15 protein-coding genes and 3 rRNA genes are annotated in these 18,297 nt (G+C 58.6%); 5 read left to right on the top strand and 13 right to left on the bottom strand.

Annotation, left to right across the window (positions count from 1 at the left end; translation table 11 throughout):
- Positions 1 to 63: 63 nt before the first annotated feature.
- The 10 genes from metW to Q8L25_RS04650 all read right to left on the bottom strand — a co-directional run bounded on the left by metW (position 64) and on the right by Q8L25_RS04650 (position 9,791).
- Positions 64 to 678, bottom strand: coding sequence for a methionine biosynthesis protein MetW (gene metW / locus Q8L25_RS04695; RefSeq protein WP_308923772.1), 615 nt, complete (start codon positions 676 to 678; stop codon positions 64 to 66).
- Positions 675 to 1,838, bottom strand: coding sequence for a homoserine O-acetyltransferase (locus tag Q8L25_RS04690; RefSeq protein WP_374694289.1), 1,164 nt, complete (start codon positions 1,836 to 1,838; stop codon positions 675 to 677). Before Q8L25_RS04690 ends, metW begins: the two co-directional genes overlap by 4 nt.
- A 166-nt stretch (positions 1,839 to 2,004) precedes the next feature.
- Complete coding sequence (gene ptsP, locus Q8L25_RS04685) at positions 2,005 to 3,747, bottom strand: phosphoenolpyruvate--protein phosphotransferase (protein WP_308923770.1); 1,743 nt, start codon at positions 3,745 to 3,747, stop codon at positions 2,005 to 2,007.
- Positions 3,748 to 3,791: 44 nt separating this feature from the next.
- The gene (locus Q8L25_RS04680; RefSeq protein ID WP_308923769.1) at positions 3,792 to 4,061 is read right to left on the bottom strand and encodes an HPr family phosphocarrier protein; all 270 of its coding nucleotides are present in this window, start codon (positions 4,059 to 4,061) and stop codon (positions 3,792 to 3,794) included.
- Between the two features lie 66 nt (positions 4,062 to 4,127).
- Positions 4,128 to 4,532 carry a PTS fructose transporter subunit IIA gene (locus Q8L25_RS04675; protein WP_308923768.1) on the bottom strand — a complete coding sequence of 135 codons (405 nt, stop codon included), beginning with the start codon at positions 4,530 to 4,532 and terminating at the stop codon, positions 4,128 to 4,130.
- A 9-nt stretch (positions 4,533 to 4,541) separates the two neighbouring features.
- On the bottom strand, positions 4,542 to 5,504 hold the full coding sequence (gene gshB, locus Q8L25_RS04670) for a glutathione synthase (protein WP_308923767.1): 963 nt from the start codon (positions 5,502 to 5,504) through the stop codon (positions 4,542 to 4,544).
- Between the two features lie 99 nt (positions 5,505 to 5,603).
- A complete protein-coding gene (gene gshA / locus Q8L25_RS04665) occupies positions 5,604 to 6,902 on the bottom strand; it encodes a glutamate--cysteine ligase (RefSeq protein WP_308923766.1) in 1,299 nt (432 codons plus the stop codon).
- Positions 6,903 to 7,096: 194 nt separating this feature from the next.
- Entirely contained in the window at positions 7,097 to 8,662 is a 1,566-nt protein-coding gene (locus Q8L25_RS04660) for an ammonium transporter (RefSeq protein WP_308923765.1), read from the bottom strand.
- Between the two features lie 11 nt (positions 8,663 to 8,673).
- Positions 8,674 to 9,012 (bottom strand): P-II family nitrogen regulator, encoded by a 339-nt coding sequence (locus Q8L25_RS04655; protein WP_065308187.1) that lies wholly within the window; start codon positions 9,010 to 9,012, stop codon positions 8,674 to 8,676.
- A gap of 11 nt (positions 9,013 to 9,023) precedes the next feature.
- The gene (locus tag Q8L25_RS04650) at positions 9,024 to 9,791 is read right to left on the bottom strand and encodes a TorF family putative porin (RefSeq protein WP_308923764.1); all 768 of its coding nucleotides are present in this window, start codon (positions 9,789 to 9,791) and stop codon (positions 9,024 to 9,026) included.
- Positions 9,792 to 10,059: 268 nt separating this feature from the next.
- Between Q8L25_RS04650 and Q8L25_RS04645 the strand changes: the two genes are divergently transcribed.
- From Q8L25_RS04645 to Q8L25_RS04625, 5 genes are all read left to right on the top strand, one after another.
- On the top strand, positions 10,060 to 10,329 hold the full coding sequence (locus Q8L25_RS04645) for an accessory factor UbiK family protein (protein WP_308923763.1): 270 nt from the start codon (positions 10,060 to 10,062) through the stop codon (positions 10,327 to 10,329).
- Between the two features lie 94 nt (positions 10,330 to 10,423).
- A complete protein-coding gene (locus Q8L25_RS04640; protein WP_308923762.1) occupies positions 10,424 to 11,944 on the top strand; it encodes a YifB family Mg chelatase-like AAA ATPase in 1,521 nt (506 codons plus the stop codon).
- 53 nt (positions 11,945 to 11,997) lie between these two features.
- On the top strand, positions 11,998 to 12,543 hold the full coding sequence (locus Q8L25_RS04635) for a hypothetical protein (protein ID WP_308923761.1): 546 nt from the start codon (positions 11,998 to 12,000) through the stop codon (positions 12,541 to 12,543).
- Between the two features lie 159 nt (positions 12,544 to 12,702).
- A complete protein-coding gene (locus Q8L25_RS04630; protein WP_308923760.1) occupies positions 12,703 to 13,047 on the top strand; it encodes a DUF1840 domain-containing protein in 345 nt (114 codons plus the stop codon).
- Between the two features lie 125 nt (positions 13,048 to 13,172).
- Positions 13,173 to 14,504, top strand: coding sequence for an IS4 family transposase (locus Q8L25_RS04625; RefSeq protein WP_308923759.1), 1,332 nt, complete (start codon positions 13,173 to 13,175; stop codon positions 14,502 to 14,504).
- Between the two features lie 44 nt (positions 14,505 to 14,548).
- Here Q8L25_RS04625 and rrf (Q8L25_RS04620) read toward each other — a convergent pair.
- The 3 genes from rrf (Q8L25_RS04620) to Q8L25_RS04610 all read right to left on the bottom strand — a co-directional run bounded on the left by rrf (Q8L25_RS04620) (position 14,549) and on the right by Q8L25_RS04610 (position 18,058).
- Positions 14,549 to 14,661: ribosomal RNA gene (gene rrf / locus Q8L25_RS04620) — 5S ribosomal RNA — on the bottom strand.
- Between the two features lie 254 nt (positions 14,662 to 14,915).
- Positions 14,916 to 15,028 (bottom strand): 5S ribosomal RNA (gene rrf / locus Q8L25_RS04615).
- 140 nt (positions 15,029 to 15,168) lie between these two features.
- Positions 15,169 to 18,058, bottom strand: a 23S ribosomal RNA gene (locus tag Q8L25_RS04610).
- Between the last annotated feature and the right edge of the window lie 239 nt (positions 18,059 to 18,297).

Raw genomic sequence — 18,297 nt, 5'->3', positions numbered from 1 at the left:
GCATACAGGCCGTCCGCCATATTGCACTACGCCAACACTCGTGCTGGACTCAGTGCAAGAGACTTAGTGCATTTTCTTCTTGCGCAGGCGGAACACGGCCAGGTCGCCGCGCAGGTTCGGCAGCACGGACACCATCTTGCCTTCGGCCAGCGCCACGCAATCGATCACTTCCAGGCCACATTCCTCGGCCAGTTCGCGGAAGTCATTGATGGTGGCGCAGCGTACGTTGGGCGTATCGTACCACTGGTAGGGCAGCGATTTCGACACCGGCATGCGGCCCTTGAGCAAGGATACGCGGTGTGGCCAGTAGGCGAAATTCGGGAACGAGACGATGGCCTCGGTACCGACGCGCACGATGTCGCGCAGCAGCGGCTCGACCTGCTTCATCATCTGCAGCGACGACAGGCACAGCACCGTGTCGAAGCTGTTGTCGCCAAAGATCGCCAGGCCTTTTTCCATGTCCTGCTGGATCACCTGCACGCCGCGGCGGGTACTGGCCAGCACCTTGTCATCGGCGATTTCCAGGCCGTAGCCGCTGCAGCCCTTGCCGCTGCTTTGCAGGTATTCCAGCATCACGCCGTCGCCGCAGCCGACGTCGAGCACATGGGCCTGGTCCGGCACCCAGTGGGCGATAAAGGCCAGGTCGGGGCGCAGCGCGCTCAGTTCTTCGAAATTCATGCGGTCTCCCTGGCGCCCTGGCGCAGATGATTGTTCTGTACTGCCGGCACGCCGGCCCTGATCTCGTCCCACACCTGGCCGTAATAGGCGCGCACCATGTTCATGTAGCGCGCGTCTTCCAGCAAAAAGGCGTCGTGGCCGTGCGGCGCGTCGATCTCGGCGTAGGTCACCTGGCGGCGGTTGCACACCAGCGCCTCGACGATTTCGCGGCTGCGCTCGGGCGAAAAGCGCCAGTCGGTGGAAAACGAGGCCAGGAAGAACTTGGCCTTGGTGCCGGCCAGCGCCTTGGCCAAGTTGCCGCCATGGGCGCGCGCCGGGTCGAAATAATCGAGCGCCTTGGTAATCAACAGATAGGTGTTGGCGTCAAAATACTCGGAGAACTTGTCGCCCTGGTAGCGCAGATACGATTCGATCTCGAAATCGATGCCGAAGCCGAATTTGTAATCGCCCGTCTTTGCCGCGTCGCGCAGCTTGCGGCCGAATTTTTCAGCCATGTCGTCATTCGACAGATAGGTGATATGGCCGACCATGCGCGCCACGCGCAGGCCGTTCTTCGGCACCACGCCGTATGCATAGAAATCGCCGCCACGGTAATCGGGGTCCGACAGAATTGCCTGGCGGGCGACGTCGTTGAAGGCGATATTCTGTGCCGACAGCTTGGCCGTCGAGGCGATCACCACGCAGTGAGCCAGGCGGTCCGGGTACATGATGCTCCAGGCCAGCGCCTGCATGCCGCCCAGCGAGCCGCCCATCACGGCGGCGAACCGGGTGATGCCCAGTTCGTCGGCCAGGCGCGCCTGCGCGCTGACCCAGTCTTCCACCGTCACCACCGGGAACGAGGCGCCATATGGCTTGCCGGTGGCGGGATTGGTGTGCATCGGGCCGGTCGAGCCGAAGCAGGACCCGAGGTTGTTGACGCCGATGACGAAGAACTTGTCGGTATCGAGCGGCTTGCCGGGACCGACCATATTGTCCCACCAGCCGGTGCTTTTCGGATCGTCGGCATAGGTGCCGGCCACGTGGTGCGAGGCGTTCAGCGCGTGGCAGACCAGCACCGCGTTCGATTTGTCGGCGTTCAGGGTGCCGTAGGTTTCATACATCAACATATAGTCCAGCAGCGATGCTCCGCTTTGCAGCTGCAGGGGTTGCGCAAAATACATGGTTTGCGGCGAGACGATTCCAATGGATGACATGAGTGTGTCGGTTTATCTAGGGGGGCGGCCCCACGGGCCATGATCGATGCGGAGTCGCGATGAAAGGCTCCGCAGCTTCAGCAGGACGCATCTTGCCGCGCGCAATGCGTCCTGCTGGTGTTGAAACGACAGTTTACATCAGCTGCAGCTGCTCGACAGCTTCGGCGATCACATTTGGCTCCATCGAGCGCATGATTTTGCGCATTTGTGGCGCAATCAGCGCCAGGTCGCTATTGAGGATCTCCTGCTTGACGGCCAGCAGCTGGGCCGGATGCATGGAAAACTCGCGCAGGCCCAGGCCCAGCAGCAGGCGCGTGAGTTTCACGTCGCCCGCCATCTCGCCGCAGACGGCGACATCGATGCCCGCCTTGTGGCCGGCCGCGATCGTCATCGAGATCAGCTGCAGCACCGCCGGATGCAGCGGGTTGTACAGGTGCGCCACCTCGTAGTCGACGCGGTCGATCGCCAGCGTGTACTGGATCAAATCGTTGGTGCCGATCGACAGGAAATCGAGGCGCTTGACGAACATCGGCAGCGCCAGCGCGGCGGCCGGGATCTCGATCATGGCGCCCACTTCGACCGCATCGTCGAATTTCACGCCCTCGTCGCGCAGGGCCGCCTTGGCTTGCGCGATCATGGCCAGCGACTGGTCGATCTCGAAGGCATGCGCCAGCATCGGGATCAGGATGCGCACCTTGCCATAGGCCGAGGAGCGCAGAATCGCGCGCAGCTGGGTCAGGAACAGCTGCGGCTCGGCCAGGCAATAGCGGATCGCGCGCAGGCCCAGCGCCGGGTTCAGGGCCGTATGGTCGGACTGGTCGAGCGGCTTGTCGGCGCCGATGTCGAGCGTGCGGATGGTGACCACCTTGCCCTTCATCGACATGACGGTCTTGCGGTAGGCCTCGAACTGCTCGTCCTCGGACGGAATCTTGTGGGCGCGGCCCATGAACAGGAATTCGGAGCGGAACAGGCCCACGCCGACCGCGCCGGACTCCAGCGCGAACGGGCAATCGTCGGGCAGCTCGATATTGGCCAGCAGGGTGATGGCGGTGCCGCACTTGGTGACGGCCGGGGTTTTTTTGAGCTTGCCCAGCTTTTTGCGCGCGCGCTGCATGGCCACCTGGCGCTCGCGGTACTGCTCCAGCACCAGCGGACTCGGGTTGGCGATTACCACGCCGGCGTCGCCGTCGATGATCAGCCAGTCGTCCTGGTCGATCAGGGTCGAGGCCTGCGACATGCCGACCGCGGCCGGAATGTCGAGGCTGCGCGCGACGATGGCCGTGTGCGAGTTCTGTCCGCCGACGTCGGTAATGAAACCGACAAACGAGCGGTCGCGGAACTGCAGCATGTCGGCCGGCGAGATATCGTGCGCGACAACGATCATCTGCGCCGTGAATTCGTCTTCGGCGGCCGCCTTCGGCAACAGCTGCTCGGTGCCCAGCAACACTTTCAGCACCCGTTCGGCCACCTGCTGGATGTCGGCCTTGCGCTCGCGCAAATACGGGTCTTCGATTTCGTCGAACTGGGCCGACAATTCATCGATCTGCGTCAGCAACGCCCATTCGGCGTTGTAGTGGCGCGAACGGATAATGTCGAGCGGCGCTTCGGAAATCATCGGGTCGGACAGGATCAGCGCATGCACGTCGATAAAGGCGCCCAGCTCGGTGGGGGCATCTTTCGGCAGCTCGTTCCACAGGGTTTGCAATTCCTTGTGGACGGCGGCGATCGCGTTTTGCAGGCGCAATACTTCAGCTTCGATCTGCTCCTGGGCCACCAGGTAATGCTTGACGTCAAGCGCCGCCGGCGCCAGCAAGTGCGCGCGGCCGATGGCGATGCCGCGCGAGACCGGAATGCCGTGGAGCGTGAAAGAAGCCATGGGATGACCTGTGGGAAAGCGGCTGCGGCTGCGTTCGGCGGGCATTACTCGCCTTCGCCAAACCTGTCGTTGATCAGGGCGCTCAAGGCATCGACGCAGGCCTGCTCATCGGCGCCTTCCGCTTCCAGGGTCACTTTCGCGCCCTTGCCGGCGGCCAGCATCATCACGCCCATGATGGACTTGGCGTTGATGCGGCGCGCGTTGCGGGTCAGCCAGACATCGCTCTTGTAGCGGGCGGCCATCTGGGTAAATTTGGCCGAGGCGCGTGCGTGCAGTCCCAGCTTGTTGATGATTTCGAGTTCTTTTTGAATCATTTTTGTCTAGTCTCTATCCCTGAAAAAAAACTTGCGCCGCCTTCAGGGCGGCGGCCATGTCCTGCTTTATTCGCCCACGCGAATGCGGTTGTCGACGCGCACGGCGCCGCTTTGCGCACCGGCCAGCGCCATCTCGACCACCACGTCGAGCGTGTCGCGGCGATACGTGATGGCGCGCAGCAGCATCGGCAGGCTGATGCCGGCGATCACTTCCACGCGGCCCGCATCGGCCAGCTTGTTGCAGCAGTTCGACGGCGTGCCGCCTTTCACGTCGGTGATCACCAGCACGCCGGCGCCGTCGTCGAGGCGGCAGATGGCGGCCGAGGCCAGCTTCTGCACTTCGGCCAGGTCCTGGTCGGCCAGCACGTCGATCGCTTCAAAACGCTCGGTCGGTCCGCGAAACACGTGCGCGCAGGCGGCAATGAAAGCCTGGCCCAGCGGCGCGTGTGTCATGAGCAAAATCCCTACCATATGGCTTCCTTATGCCGGGCGCTCTGGCGACTGCGCCACGCCCTGCTCGACCGCATCGATGAACATGGCGGCCACGTCAAAACCGGTCTGCTGCGCAATTTCCTGGAAGCATGTCGGGCTGGTGACGTTGACTTCCGTCAGATAGTCGCCGATCACGTCCAATCCTACCAGCATCAGGCCACGCGCGGCCAGGATGGGGCCCAGCTTTTCGGCGATTTCCAGGTCGCGCGCCGTCAATGGCTGGGCCACGCCCTTGCCGCCGGCGGCCAGGTTGCCGCGTACTTCGCCGTTTTGCGGGATGCGCGCCAGGCAATACGGCACCGGTTTGCCGCCGATCACCAGGATGCGCTTGTCGCCCTTGTCGATGTCGGCAATGAAACGCTGCGCCATGATGGTCTGCGCGCCGTTCTCGGTGAGGGTCTCGATGATGGCGCCCAGGTTCAGCGCATCGGCTTTGACGCGGAAAATGCCGGTGCCGCCCATGCCGTCGAGCGGCTTGAAGATCACGTCCTGGTGCTTGGCGTGGAAGGCGCGCAGGCGCGCTTCGCTCGAGGTCACCAGGGTCGGCGAGGTAAATTCCGAAAACTGCGCGATCGCCAGTTTTTCATTGTTGTCGCGGATCGCCGACGGCTTGTTGAACACGCGCGCGCCCTGCTTTTCGGCCAGTTCCAGCAAATACGTGCCGTACACATATTCCATGTCGAACGGCGGGTCCTTGCGCTCGATGATAGCGTCAAAGGTCGACAGCAGCACTTCCTCGGTCGACTCGACCTTGTACCAGTCGTGCTCGTCGCCGGTCAGGGTGATATGGTGCACTTGCGCCGTGACGATGCCCTCTTCCAGCGCCATGTCCTTCTGTTCGAAGGCGTACACGGCGTGGCCGCGGCGGGCCGCTTCGCGCATCATGGCGAAAGTGGAATCTTTGTAAGTCTTGAAGCCTGCCAGCGGATCGGCAAGGAATGCAATTTTCATGAGTCGGTCCAGTCGGAATGCGGGAAGTAGAAGGCTTGATTCTAGCCGAGATCGCCAGGCGGGGTCCTGCCCCCGCCTGGCCGGCCATGCCTCAGCGGATCAATACACTTCGGGGTTCGGGTCGGTGCGTTCCATTTCCAGCGACGCGGCCAGCAAGGCCAGGCGCGCCACCACGCCGTACACATAGAAACGGTTCGGCGCGGCCGTGCCCGGCTTGGCCTTCAGGTCCGGCACCGCATGCTGCTGGGCAAACGCCAGCGGCACATATTGCGAGCCGGGCGCGTTCAGGTTCTGGTCCACGCCCTTTTCCGCGTGCACGCGGTAGAAGCCGCCCACCACATAGCGGTCGATCATGTAGACGACCGGCTCGGCCACCGCATCCTTGATGCTTTCAAAGGTCGGCACGCCTTCCTGGATGATGACGTCGGTGACCAAGTGGCCATCCTTGACGATCGACATCTTGTCGCGCTGCTTGCGCGACAGGTCGCGCACTTCGCTGGCGTCGCGCACCGTCATGATGCCGGTGCCATAAGTGCCCGCGTCGGGCTTGACGATCACGAACGGTTTTTCCTTGATGCCATATTCCTTGTACTTCTTGCGGATCTTGGCCAGCAGCACGTCGACGCTGGCGGCCAGCGCATCTTCGCCCTCGCCTTCCTGGAAGTTCACGCCGCTGCACTTGGCGTGGAACGGGTTCAGCATCCAGGGATCGACATCGATCATCTTGCCGAATTTTTTCACCACTTCATCGTAGGTCGTGTAGTGGTTGCTCTTGCGGCGCAAGGCCCAGCCCGCATGCAAGGGCGGCAGCAGGCTCTGCTCATGGATGTTTTGCAGGATGTCGGGGATGCCATCGGACAAATCGTTGTTCAGCAAGATCGTGCACGGATCGAAATCCTTCAGGCCCAGGCGGCGGCCATTGTTCAGGCGCACCAGCGGCTCGATCACCAGCATATTGCCGTCTGGCAGGGCCAGCGGCGTGGGCTGGGTAATCTCGGGCGACCAGGAACCGAAGCGCACGTGCAGCCCCGTCTGGCGGAAGATCTGCATCAGGCGCGCCACGTTCTGCAGGTACTGCGGCGTGGTGTTGTGCAATTCCGGCACGATCAGCAGGTTGCGGGCGTCCGGGCAATATTTGTCGATCGCGGCCATCGCGGCCTGCACCGACAGCGGCAGCATTTCGGTGGCCAGGTTGTGAAAGCCGCCAGGAAACAGATTGGTGTCGACAGGGGCCAGCTTGTAGCCGGCATTGCGCAAGTCGACCGAGCAATAGAACGGCGGCGTGTGCTCTTGCCATTCCATGCGGAACCAGCGCTCGATGGCGGGCGTGGCGGCGAGAATCTTTTTTTCGAGGTCGAGCAGCGGTCCGGTCAGGGCCGTGACGAGATGGGGAACCATAGTTACATCCTTAAATTATGTGCAGTATTCAAAAAAGCACACAGAACTGCCGACTATATTACCGTGTAAGTAGCCCAAATCGGGGCAAAAGCCTTGTTTTAAAGACCTTTACCGTTCCCCAGACGAAAAAAAGGCGCCTCGACGAGGCGCCTTTCCGGCAAAACTACTCAGAACATCAAGAATCAGTTGCAGGATCAGTTGTGATACGCCTGCTCGCCATGGCTGGTGATGTCCAGGCCTTCGCGTTCTTCTTCTTCCGGTACGCGCAGGCCGATGACGATATCGACCAGTTTATAGGCGATCACGGAAACGATCGCCGACCAGAGGATGGTGGTGCCAACCGCCTGGATTTGCACCCAGACCTGATGGCCGATCGAATACGGATCGGTCGAGATCTTGTTGGTGACATAGTCAAAAATGCCTTGGCCGCCCAGTTGTGGCGCAGCGAACACACCGGTCAGGATGGCGCCCAGGATACCGCCGACGCCATGCACGCCGAACACGTCGAGCGAATCATCGGCGCCGATCAGGCGTTTCAGGCCAGTCACGCCCCACAGGCAGACGATACCGGCCAGCAGGCCGATGACCAGGCCGCCCATCGGGCCGACAAAACCGGCCGCAGGGGTGATCGCCACCAGGCCGGCAACCGCGCCGGAAGCGCCGCCCAGCATCGAAGGCTTGCCTTTGGTAATCCATTCACCGAACACCCACGACAAGGTTGCGGCGGCAGTGGCCAGCATGGTGTTGACAAACGCCAGGGCAGCCAGGTCGCCCGCTTCCATCGAGGAGCCGGCATTGAAACCGAACCAGCCCACCCACAGCAGCGATGCGCCGATCATGGTCATCGTCAGCGAATGTGGCGCCATCGATTCACGGCCGTAACCGACACGTTTGCCGATCATGATCGCGCCAACCAGGCCAGCGACGGCGGCGTTGATGTGCACCACGGTGCCGCCGGCGAAGTCCAGCGCGCCTTTTTGATAGATCCAGCCTGCCTTGGCGGCTTCGACAGCCACCGAAGCGGCGTCGGTGATCATGTCAGGACCGGTCCAGAACCACACCATGTGGGCCGCTGGCAGGTAGGCAAAGGTGAACCACAGCACTACAAAAGCCAGCACGGCGGAAAACTTGGCGCGCTCGGCAAAGGCGCCGACGATCAGTGCGCAGGTAATCGCTGCAAACGTGCCCTGGAAGGCGACGAAGACGAACTCGGGGATGACCACGCCCTTGCTGAAGGTGGCGGCAACGGCGAAGGTGCTGGTAGCGGGATCCCAGATGCCGTTCAGGAAGGCGCGCGCAAAGGTGCCGAAGAACGCGTTGCCTTCGGTAAAGGCCAGCGAGTAGCCATAGATGCACCACAACACCACCACCAGAGCAAACACCACGAATACCTGCATCAGGACCGACAGCATGTTCTTGGAACGTACCAGGCCGCCGTAGAACAGGGCCAGGCCAGGAATCGTCATCAGGATCACCAGGATGGCGCAGACCATCATGAAACCGGTATCGCCTTTATTCGGCACCGGTGCGGCGGCGGGCGCGGCGGCGGGTGCCGGGGCAGCGGCTGTGGCGGCGGCCGGGGCAGGCGCCGCAGCTGGCGGAACGGCCAATGGCGCCACTTCCGGTGTCGCCACGGCAGCGGTGGTGGCAGCGGCCACCGGTTCGGTTTTTGCAGGTGCATCGGCAAAGCTTGGCGCGGAGACGCCAAATGCAAACAGACAGGCTACCCCAGCTAGCAATTTTGTTATATTTTTACGCATCAATATTCCCCTTAGAGCGCTTCGTTGCCGGTTTCACCGGTACGGATTCGGATGACTTGTTCCAGAGTGGTCACGAAAATCTTGCCATCGCCGATTTTACCGGTACGCGCGGCACCTTCGATCGCTTCGATGGCCTGGTCGACGATGGCGTCATCGACGGCCGCTTCGATCTTGGTTTTTGGCAGGAAATCGACCACGTACTCGGCGCCACGGTACAGTTCCGTGTGACCTTTCTGACGGCCAAAACCCTTCACTTCCGTGACGGTAATGCCTTGCACATTAATAGCCGACAAGGCTTCACGCACTTCGTCCAGCTTGAAGGGCTTGATGATCGCGGTAATCATTTTCATGGCAATCTCGCTTAAAAAGTTTTGGAAACAGACAATACCAGGCCGGTTTTGGCCAGGTTCTTGCCATTCGGCGCGAACGATTCGATATTCGCCTTGACGGCTGCCAGCGACACGGTGGCGACGCCGAAGTCTTTCGTCACGCCGATCTTGAAATCGTTATAGCTGAGGGAATTGTTATGCTCCACCTTCTGACGTCCTGCATGCAGATTCAACATGTAGCCGTCATGCACTTCGACATTGGCGCCGACGTCGAGGTAACCGCTGTTCTTGCTGTCAGCCACGCCGAACAGATTGGTGGTCGAGTGCGAGTACTTGATGTAGACCGGGCCAAAACCGACCTGGCCATACAGCTCGAAAGTGTTGGCGTTGGTGCTCAGGCCATTCGACGGGTAGAAATAATACAGGCCGCCCACATCGTAGCTGACGCCATCGGTGATATCACCGCGCTTGCCGCCGTAGACATCCCATTCGATATTCGTGTCACCACCACCGTCCTTGATCCACTTGATGCTCGACAGCCAGGTACCAACGTACAGACCGGTCGGATTGTGCGTGTAGTCGGCACCGCCGCTGATGGCCGGTTTCAAACGCGTTTGCGACACGCCACGATAGCGGTAGTCGGTGGTCAGGGCCACGTTGTACGCCACCACATTGTCAGGTACTGCCTCGGCTGCGGCTGGCGCCGCGGCCGCTTCCTGGGCCATGGCAGTACCGCACATGGCGGACATGGCAAATGCCAGCGTAGCTGCTACAGTCATGCTCTTGGACAGATTCTTCATGGCGATTCCCTTTTATTGAACTTTTAAAGCGGTTGAGGTTTAAAATCTGGTCTGGCGATCACAAAGCGTTCATTAACTCTTTAGCAGAATGCGTGCCAGCTTCATTGCCACCTTGACAGCTGCATTTCCATCCATACATACCCTGCAAGCCCTTGGAAATATGGAACCTGGCTGAGGAATCTTGTTGAACCTTTCACTTTCGCACCACATTAAAGCTGACGTGCACCGCAATGGTGCGATGCACGTGCAGCACCACTAAGGACATACCATGGACATGAATACTTTCTTTAACGATTTACAGGGCAAGATCCACCAGGCCATCGAAAATTCGCCGGCCAAGGATATCGAGAAGAATGTGAAGTCGATGATGACCCAGGGCTTCGCCCGCCTGGACCTGGTCACGCGCGAAGAATTCGATATCCAGGCGCAAGTGCTGGCCAAGACGCGCGCCAAACTCGATGCGCTGGAACTGCGCGTGATCGAACTCGAAGCACGCCTGAACGACAGCAAGACAGTCAATGTCAGCAAGGCGCTGTAAAGCAGCAAAGCATCAGTACTGGCGAAGGTCAAGCGTCATGTCAGAGCAAGCACTAGACTGATCCTGCCCGCGCACCGCGGTGCAGGGAGATGGCATGAGCCTGGCAGTCTTGAAAAGCCGCGCCCTGGCGGGCATGGAAGCGCCCGAGGTCAATGTCGAGGTACACCTCGCCAACGGCCTGCCTTCGTTTACCATCGTGGGCCTGCCCGATACCGAGGTCAAGGAGTCGCGCGACCGCGTGCGTGCGGCGCTGCAAAATTGCGGCTTCGAGATGCCAGCCCGGCGCATCACGGCCAACCTGGCACCAGCGGACCTGCCGAAAGAATCGGGGCGCTTCGACCTGCCAATCGCGCTGGGCATCCTGGCCGCTTCGGGCCAGCTGCCCGCCGAACAATTACATGAATATGAATTTGCCGGCGAGCTGTCGCTGTCGGGACAGTTGCGGCCCATCCGTGGCGCGCTGGCGATGACGTTTGCCATGCAGCGCGGCAAGAGTGGCGCGCCGCGTGCGTTCATTTTGCCGCACGCCAATGCCGACGAGGCGGCGCTGGTCGCGAACGCCAGCATTTATCCGGCCCACAGCCTGCTCGAAGTGTGCGCCCATTTCGCCGCGCGCGATCAGCGCACCGCCCTGCAGCGGCACCAGCCGGCCTTGCTGGCGCCACATTTTTCCTATCCCGACTTTGCTGAGGTACAGGGCCAGCACCATGCTCGGCGGGCGCTGGAGGTGGCGGCCGCCGGCGGTCACAGCCTGCTGATGGTGGGCCCGCCCGGCGCCGGCAAGACCATGCTGGCCAGCCGCTTTCCCGGCATCCTGCCTTTGATGAGCGATGAAGAAGCGCTGGAGGCGGCGGCCGTGCATTCGCTGGCCGGCAACTTCAAGGTGGAAAACTGGAAACGCCGGCCGTATCGCGCGCCGCACCAGACGGCATCCGGCGTGGCGCTGGTCGGTGGCGGCCATGTGCCGCGGCCCGGTGAAATTTCACTGGCGCATTGCGGCGTGCTGTTTCTCGATGAAATCGCCGAATTCGACCGCCGGGTACTCGACGTGCTGCGCCAGCCGATGGAGTCCGGCATGATCAGCATCTCGCGCGCCGCCCGCCAGGCCGAGTTTCCAGCCCGTTTTCAATTGATCGCCGCCATGAATCCCTGTCCCTGCGGCTATCTGGGCCATGCCTCCGGCCGCTGCCGCTGCACCCCGGACGCCGTGCTGCGCTACCATGGCCGACTGTCGGGTCCGCTGCTCGACCGCATTGATTTGCAAATCGAAGTGCCGGCCATGGCGCCAACAATGCTGGGCGCGAAGGCGGTTGCCGGCGAAAGCACGGCGGCGATCGCGACGCGCGTGGCGGCCGCGTTTGCCGTGCAGCTGGCGCGCCAGGGCAAGGCCAACCATCAGCTGAACAACCAGGAAATCGCGCTGCATTGCCAGCTCGATGCAGCTGGCGAGCAACTGCTGCATGGCGCCATGCTGCGCCTGCACTGGTCGGCACGCACTTATCACCGCGTATTGCGCGTGGCGCGCAGCATTGCCGACCTGGCCGGCAGCGCCGCGATCGCACGTGCGCATGTTGCCGAGGCCATACAATACCGGCGCATATTGCATGTCGCCTGAGCCGGCGCGCGTGCGCGATTGCGTGCAACAGGCAGCACTGCTACCATCGCCTGATGAAAAAAACATCATGTGCCGCCATCGCCGGCGTGCTGGCCACCGCCGCCCTGCTGGGCGCCTGCAACCCAAAATTTGACTGGCGCGAGTATCGCAGTCCCGATGCGCACTTCACGGCCCTGTTTCCCGGCAAGCCGGCCGTGCTGACGCGCGAGATCGATCTCGATGGCAAGAAAGTCAGTTTGACCATGACGGCCAGCGAAGCCGATGGCAACACCTTTGCCATCGGCAACGCCGAGCTGGGCAGTGCGGAGCAGGCGCAAGCGGCCTTGCCGGCCATGAAAACGGCCCTGCTCAACAATATCAAGGGGACGGTGCGCAGCGAAAAGTCTGCGGCGGCCGCCAGCAGCACGCCGGCCGGCACGCACCAGAAAAGCAGTCTCAGCATCGAGGCGAGCGGCACCCAGAATGGCCGGCCAGCCTTGCTGGTCGGTCGCTTCGTGGCGCAGGACAAGCGCATCTACCAAGTCATTATCCTCGGGCAGGAAAGCAAGCTGTCGCGCGAGACTATCGACACTTTCATGGACTCGGTCAACATCGAATAAGGAATTCCTGCTTAGCCCAAACTTAAAATCCCGGGCTTCGCCCTTGTAAATAAGTGTCCTGTCCAACACATGTTGCTGTCCGGCTTGCAGACGCCCTGTGCAAAAATCCAAGTCGTGATATGGTTTCATGACTAACAACAAGAATTCAGAAAGCCTATTATGTTGATCTCATTCAAATCCAAATCCTCCCCTGAAGTGCTGATGTACCAGGAGCATGCCCAGCGTATCCTCGACATCCTGCACAAGAGTCCGACGCGCGGCGTGATCACACCCGCCGAGGCAGGCCACGCGCTGGAGTTGCTGGAAAAAGAAGTGGCTGAAACCAGGGCCCACCCGGAAAACGACATCGAGCATGATGTCCATACGCCGGAAACCCTGGAAGACGGCGAGTCGGGCGAGCACGCACGTGCGCAAAAAGTGCATTTTTCGCAGCGCGCCTTCCCCCTGATGGAAATGCTGCGCTCGGCCAAGGCCGAAGGCGAAAGCATTATCTGGGGCATTTGATACCGCAGCAGAAAATGATGGACGAAAAAAAACCCCGCTAGCAGCTAATGCCGTTCAGTTAAGACTGAACGGCATTTTTATTTTGGGCTTGTAAACGTCAGGGTCTGCTGTTAACCTGCCTGGCTATGCTCAACGATACTCTCCACTTCCTTGCTAACCACCTTGAAGCACCTGACTGGCGCCGGCTGGGCGAACACTTGCCGGTCGAGTGGATTGATCAAGCCGTGCAGCATACTGATGCAATGAGCATCCGCCATCGTCGCCTACCGCCCGAACAGGTAGTCTGGCTGATGGTGGCATTGGCACTATATCGCCACAAGTCCATTAGTGAGGTCCTCGATGATCTCGGCTTGGCCGTTCCAGATGCACAGACTCCTTTTGTCAGCAAGAGCGCGGCTGCCCAGGCGCGCCAGCGCCTCGGCTCAGATCCGTTGAAGTGGCTGTTCGACCACTCAGCACAGCATTGGTGCGGCCAGGATCGTCGCTCGTATCTGTTCAAAGGATTGGTACTTTTTGCAATGGATGGGACCACTTTGCGGACCCATGACAATGACGAGACCCGTGAACACTTCGGCGCACAAAATTATTCCAGTGGCGCCATCGCGAGCTACCCTCAGGTACGCGGGGTGACCGTCACTGCGTTGTCAACCCATCTTGTTCACAGCGCTGCGTTTGGGCCTTACGGCACGAACGAAATGCTGTACGCCAAAAGGCTGATCGATGGCATACCCAACGATTCGCTGACCGTCTTCGATCGCGGATTTCTCTCAGCTGAAATTCTGTGCGCGCTAACCCGAGGCGGAAGTGAGCGCCACTTCGTCATCCCTGCCAAATCGAATACACGCTGGGAAGTGATCGAGGGCACTGAGGATGGCGACGACTTCACAGTGCGCATGCGCGTGTCACCGCAGGCGCGTGCCAAGTGTGCACAATTGCCGGAGTTTTGGGAGGCGCGTGCCATTACCGTCGTTGATGAACAAGCGCGAAGGCGTGTCCTGCTCACTTCGCTATGCGACCGACGCCGCTACAAACATGCCGATATCGAGAACTGCTACAAGCGTCGCTGGGGCATCGAAACAAGCTATCGCGAACTCAAGCAGACGATGCTTGGCGCCACGCTTACCCTGCGCTCAAAAACGGTAGATGGCGTGTACCAGGAGATCTGGGGCACCCTGATCGCCTATAACTTGATCCGACTGGAGATCGCCAAAGCCGCCTTGGTAGTCAAATGCGCACCGACCGAAGTGAGCTTCATCCGGGCCTTCCACCTGATCCAGTTCGAACTTCACTGGGCCGCCGTCACTAGGTCGTACGGCAAGCTGCCTGCGTCAATGAAACATCTGCGCGAAAGGCTGGTTAGCCTCTTGAATGACGAACGGCCCGATCGAAAATTCGACCGGGCCGTCAAGGCTAAACCAAAGCGTTATGCCACGCGCGTTCTACGAAAACCTGCTTAACTGAACGGCATTACCGCTAGCAGCGGGGTTTTTTTATATAACAAGCCTGACGATAACCTACTTTCACACTGGTTGCAGCACTATCATCGGCGCAGAGTTGTTTCACGGTCCTGTTCGGGATGGGAAGGGGTGGTACCAACTTGCTATGGTCATCAGGCATAACTTTTTCAACAACCTGCTCCCAACGGGGCAGCAAGTCATCTGATCTGAGGAAGCGAATTATATAGCAATTTGCCGCAGCCGGGGCAATTTTATTCCCCCTAAACCCATGAACACCCGGGGTCGGACCCTCAGGGACTCGGCATCCCCGTCCGACCCCAGCCCTTCGCTTGGGGTTAACAATACAAAACCACCAGACGAAAAAAAACCCCGACCATTTCTGGCGGGGTTTTTCTCTACTGCGTATAACAAGCCTGACGATAACCTACTTTCACACTGGTTGCAGCACTATCATCGGCGCAAAGTTGTTTCACGGTCCTGTTCGGGATGGGAAGGGGTGGGACCAACTTGCTATGGTCATCAGGCATAACTTGTACTGGCGTTTGTCTCCTGTTGGACGACAAGGCCATGAATCTGGAAGAAATAAAGATCAAGGGTAATGAATGATGGTATCAACACACACGCAACGTTGTACCGTCTTATCCTCTGCACCTGCTAAGGTTATAGGGACAAGCCGTACGGGCAATTAGTACTGGTTAGCTTAATGCATTACTGCACTTCCACACCCAGCCTATCAACGTCCTGGTCTCGAACGACCCTTCAAAGAGCTCAAGGCTCTGGGAAATCTCATCTCAAGGCAAGTTTCCCGCTTAGATGCTTTCAGCGGTTATCTCTTCCGAACTTAGCTACCCGGCAATGCCACTGGCGTGACAACCGGTACACCAGAGGTTCGTCCACTCCGGTCCTCTCGTACTAGGAGCAGCCCCCTTCAAATTTCCAACGCCCACGGCAGATAGGGACCAAACTGTCTCACGACGTTTTAAACCCAGCTCACGTACCACTTTAAATGGCGAACAGCCATACCCTTGGGACCGGCTACAGCCCCAGGATGTGATGAGCCGACATCGAGGTGCCAAACTCCCCCGTCGATATGAACTCTTGGGAGGAATCAGCCTGTTATCCCCAGAGTACCTTTTATCCGTTGAGCGATGGCCCTTCCATACAGAACCACCGGATCACTATGTCCTACTTTCGTACCTGCTCGACTTGTCAGTCTCGCAGTTAAGCACGCTTATGCCATTGCACTATCAACACGATGTCCGACCGTATCTAGCGTACCTTCGAACTCCTCCGTTACACTTTAGGAGGAGACCGCCCCAGTCAAACTGCCTACCATGCACTGTCCCCGATCCGGATAACGGACCAAGGTTAGAACCTCAAACAAACCAGGGTGGTATTTCAAGGTTGGCTCCACGAGAACTAGCGTCCCCGCTTCAAAGCCTCCCACCTATCCTACACAGATTGGTTCAAAGTCCAATGCAAAGCTACAGTAAAGGTTCATGGGGTCTTTCCGTCTAGCCGCGGGTAGATTGCATCATCACAAACATTTCAACTTCGCTGAGTCTCGGGAGGAGACAGTGTGGCCATCGTTACGCCATTCGTGCAGGTCGGAACTTACCCGACAAGGAATTTCGCTACCTTAGGACCGTTATAGTTACGGCCGCCGTTTACTGGGACTTCAATCAAGAGCTTGCACCCCATCATTTAATCTTCCAGCACCGGGCAGGCGTCACACCCTATACGTCCACTTTCGTGTTTGCAGAGTGCTGTGTTTTTATTAAACAGTCGCAGCCACCAGTTTATTGCAACCCTTTCACCCTCATGGAGTAAACCAATCAAGCTACCGGGGCGTACCTTTTCCCGAAGTTACGGTACCAATTTGCCGAGTTCCTTCTCCCGAGTTCTCTCAAGCGCCTTAGAATACTCATCTCGCCCACCTGTGTCGGTTTGCGGTACGGTCTCGTATGACTCAAGCTTAGAGGCTTTTCTTGGAACCACTTCCGATTGCTTCGTGCACAAGTGCACTCGTCCCATCCCCTTGAATCCTGCGCCCGGATTTGCCTAAGCGCCTTCTATGAGACAGAAACTGACTATTCCAACAGTCAGACAACCTTCCGCGATCCGTCCCCCCATCGCATCATACGACGGTGCAGGAATATTAACCTGCTCCCCATCAGCTACGCATCTCTGCCTCGCCTTAGGGGCCGACTCACCCTGCTCCGATGAACGTTGAACAGGAAACCTTGGGCTTACGGCGTGGAGGCTTTTCACCCCCATTATCGCTACTCATGTCAGCATTCGCACTTCTGATACCTCCAGCATCCTTTACAACACACCTTCGCAGGCTTACAGAACGCTCTCCTACCATATATATCTGTGATAAATCACAGAACAATATCCGCAGCTTCGGTGACTGGCTTAGCCCCGTTACATCTTCCGCGCAGGACGACTCGATCAGTGAGCTATTACGCTTTCTTTAAATGATGGCTGCTTCTAAGCCAACATCCTGACTGTTTTAGCCTTCCCACTTCGTTTTCCACTTAGCCAATCTTTGGGACCTTAGCTGGCGGTCTGGGTTGTTTCCCTCTTGACGCCGGACGTTAGCACCCGACGTCTGTCTCCCAAGCTCGCACTCATCGGTATTCGGAGTTTGCAATGGGTTGGTAAGTCGCAATGACCCCCTAGCCATAACAGTGCTCTACCCCCGATGGTGATACTTGAGGCACTACCTAAATAGTTTTCGGAGAGAACCAGCTATTTCCAAGTTTGTTTAGCCTTTCACCCCTACCCACAGCTCATCCCCTAATTTTTCAACATTAGTGGGTTCGGACCTCCAGGGCGTGTTACCGCACCTTCATCCTGGCCATGAGTAGATCACTTGGTTTCGGGTCTACACCCAGCGACTGATCGCCCTATTCGGACTCGATTTCTCTACGGCTTCCCTATATGGTTAACCTTGCCACTGAATGTAAGTCGCTGACCCATTATACAAAAGGTACGCAGTCACGGAACAAGTCCGCTCCTACTGTTTGTATGCACACGGTTTCAGGATCTATTTCACTCCCCTTCCGGGGTTCTTTTCGCCTTTCCCTCACGGTACTGGTTCACTATCGGTCGATTACGAGTATTTAGCCTTGGAGGATGGTCCCCCCATATTCAGACAGGATGTCACGTGTCCCGCCCTACTTGTCGTACGCTTAGTATCACCGGTCCGATTTCACATACGGGGCTATCACCCACTATGGCTCCACTTTCCAGAGGATTCTGTTATCGGTCCGACTATCACGTACAGGCTCTTCCCATTTCGCTCGCCGCTACTTTGGGAATCTCGGTTGATTTCTTTTCCTGCAGCTACTTAGATGTTTCAGTTCGCCGCGTTCGCCTTGCATGCCTATGTATTCAGCATGCAATACCCTAAAAGGGTGGGTTGCCCCATTCGGAAATCTGCGGATCAAAGTGTGTTTGCTCACTCCCCGCAGCTTATCGCAAGCTACTACGTCCTTCATCGCCTGTAATCCCCAAGGCATCCACCATGTGCACTTATTCGCTTGTCCCTATAACGTTAGCCTCTGACTACTAGGTAATCAAAGAGCGCTACAGGGATAAGAAAGTACAACGTTGTTGCTTGTTTGTTGATACATACAATCATTACCCATCAAGTCGCCTCATGCATTCCTGCACGCATAGACTTGATCAATAAATAATCTTTACTTCTTCCAGATTGTTAAAGAACGAAACAGCAATGATCGCTAAAAGATCAAACCTAAACCCACTGGCTTACGTTTGCACTTTC

This window comes from Janthinobacterium sp. J1-1, assembly GCF_030944405.1.
GTDB lineage: Bacteria > Pseudomonadota > Gammaproteobacteria > Burkholderiales > Burkholderiaceae_D > Janthinobacterium.
The sequence above is the reverse complement of the archived record's forward strand: the minus strand, read 5'-3'. Positions and strand labels throughout refer to the sequence as shown.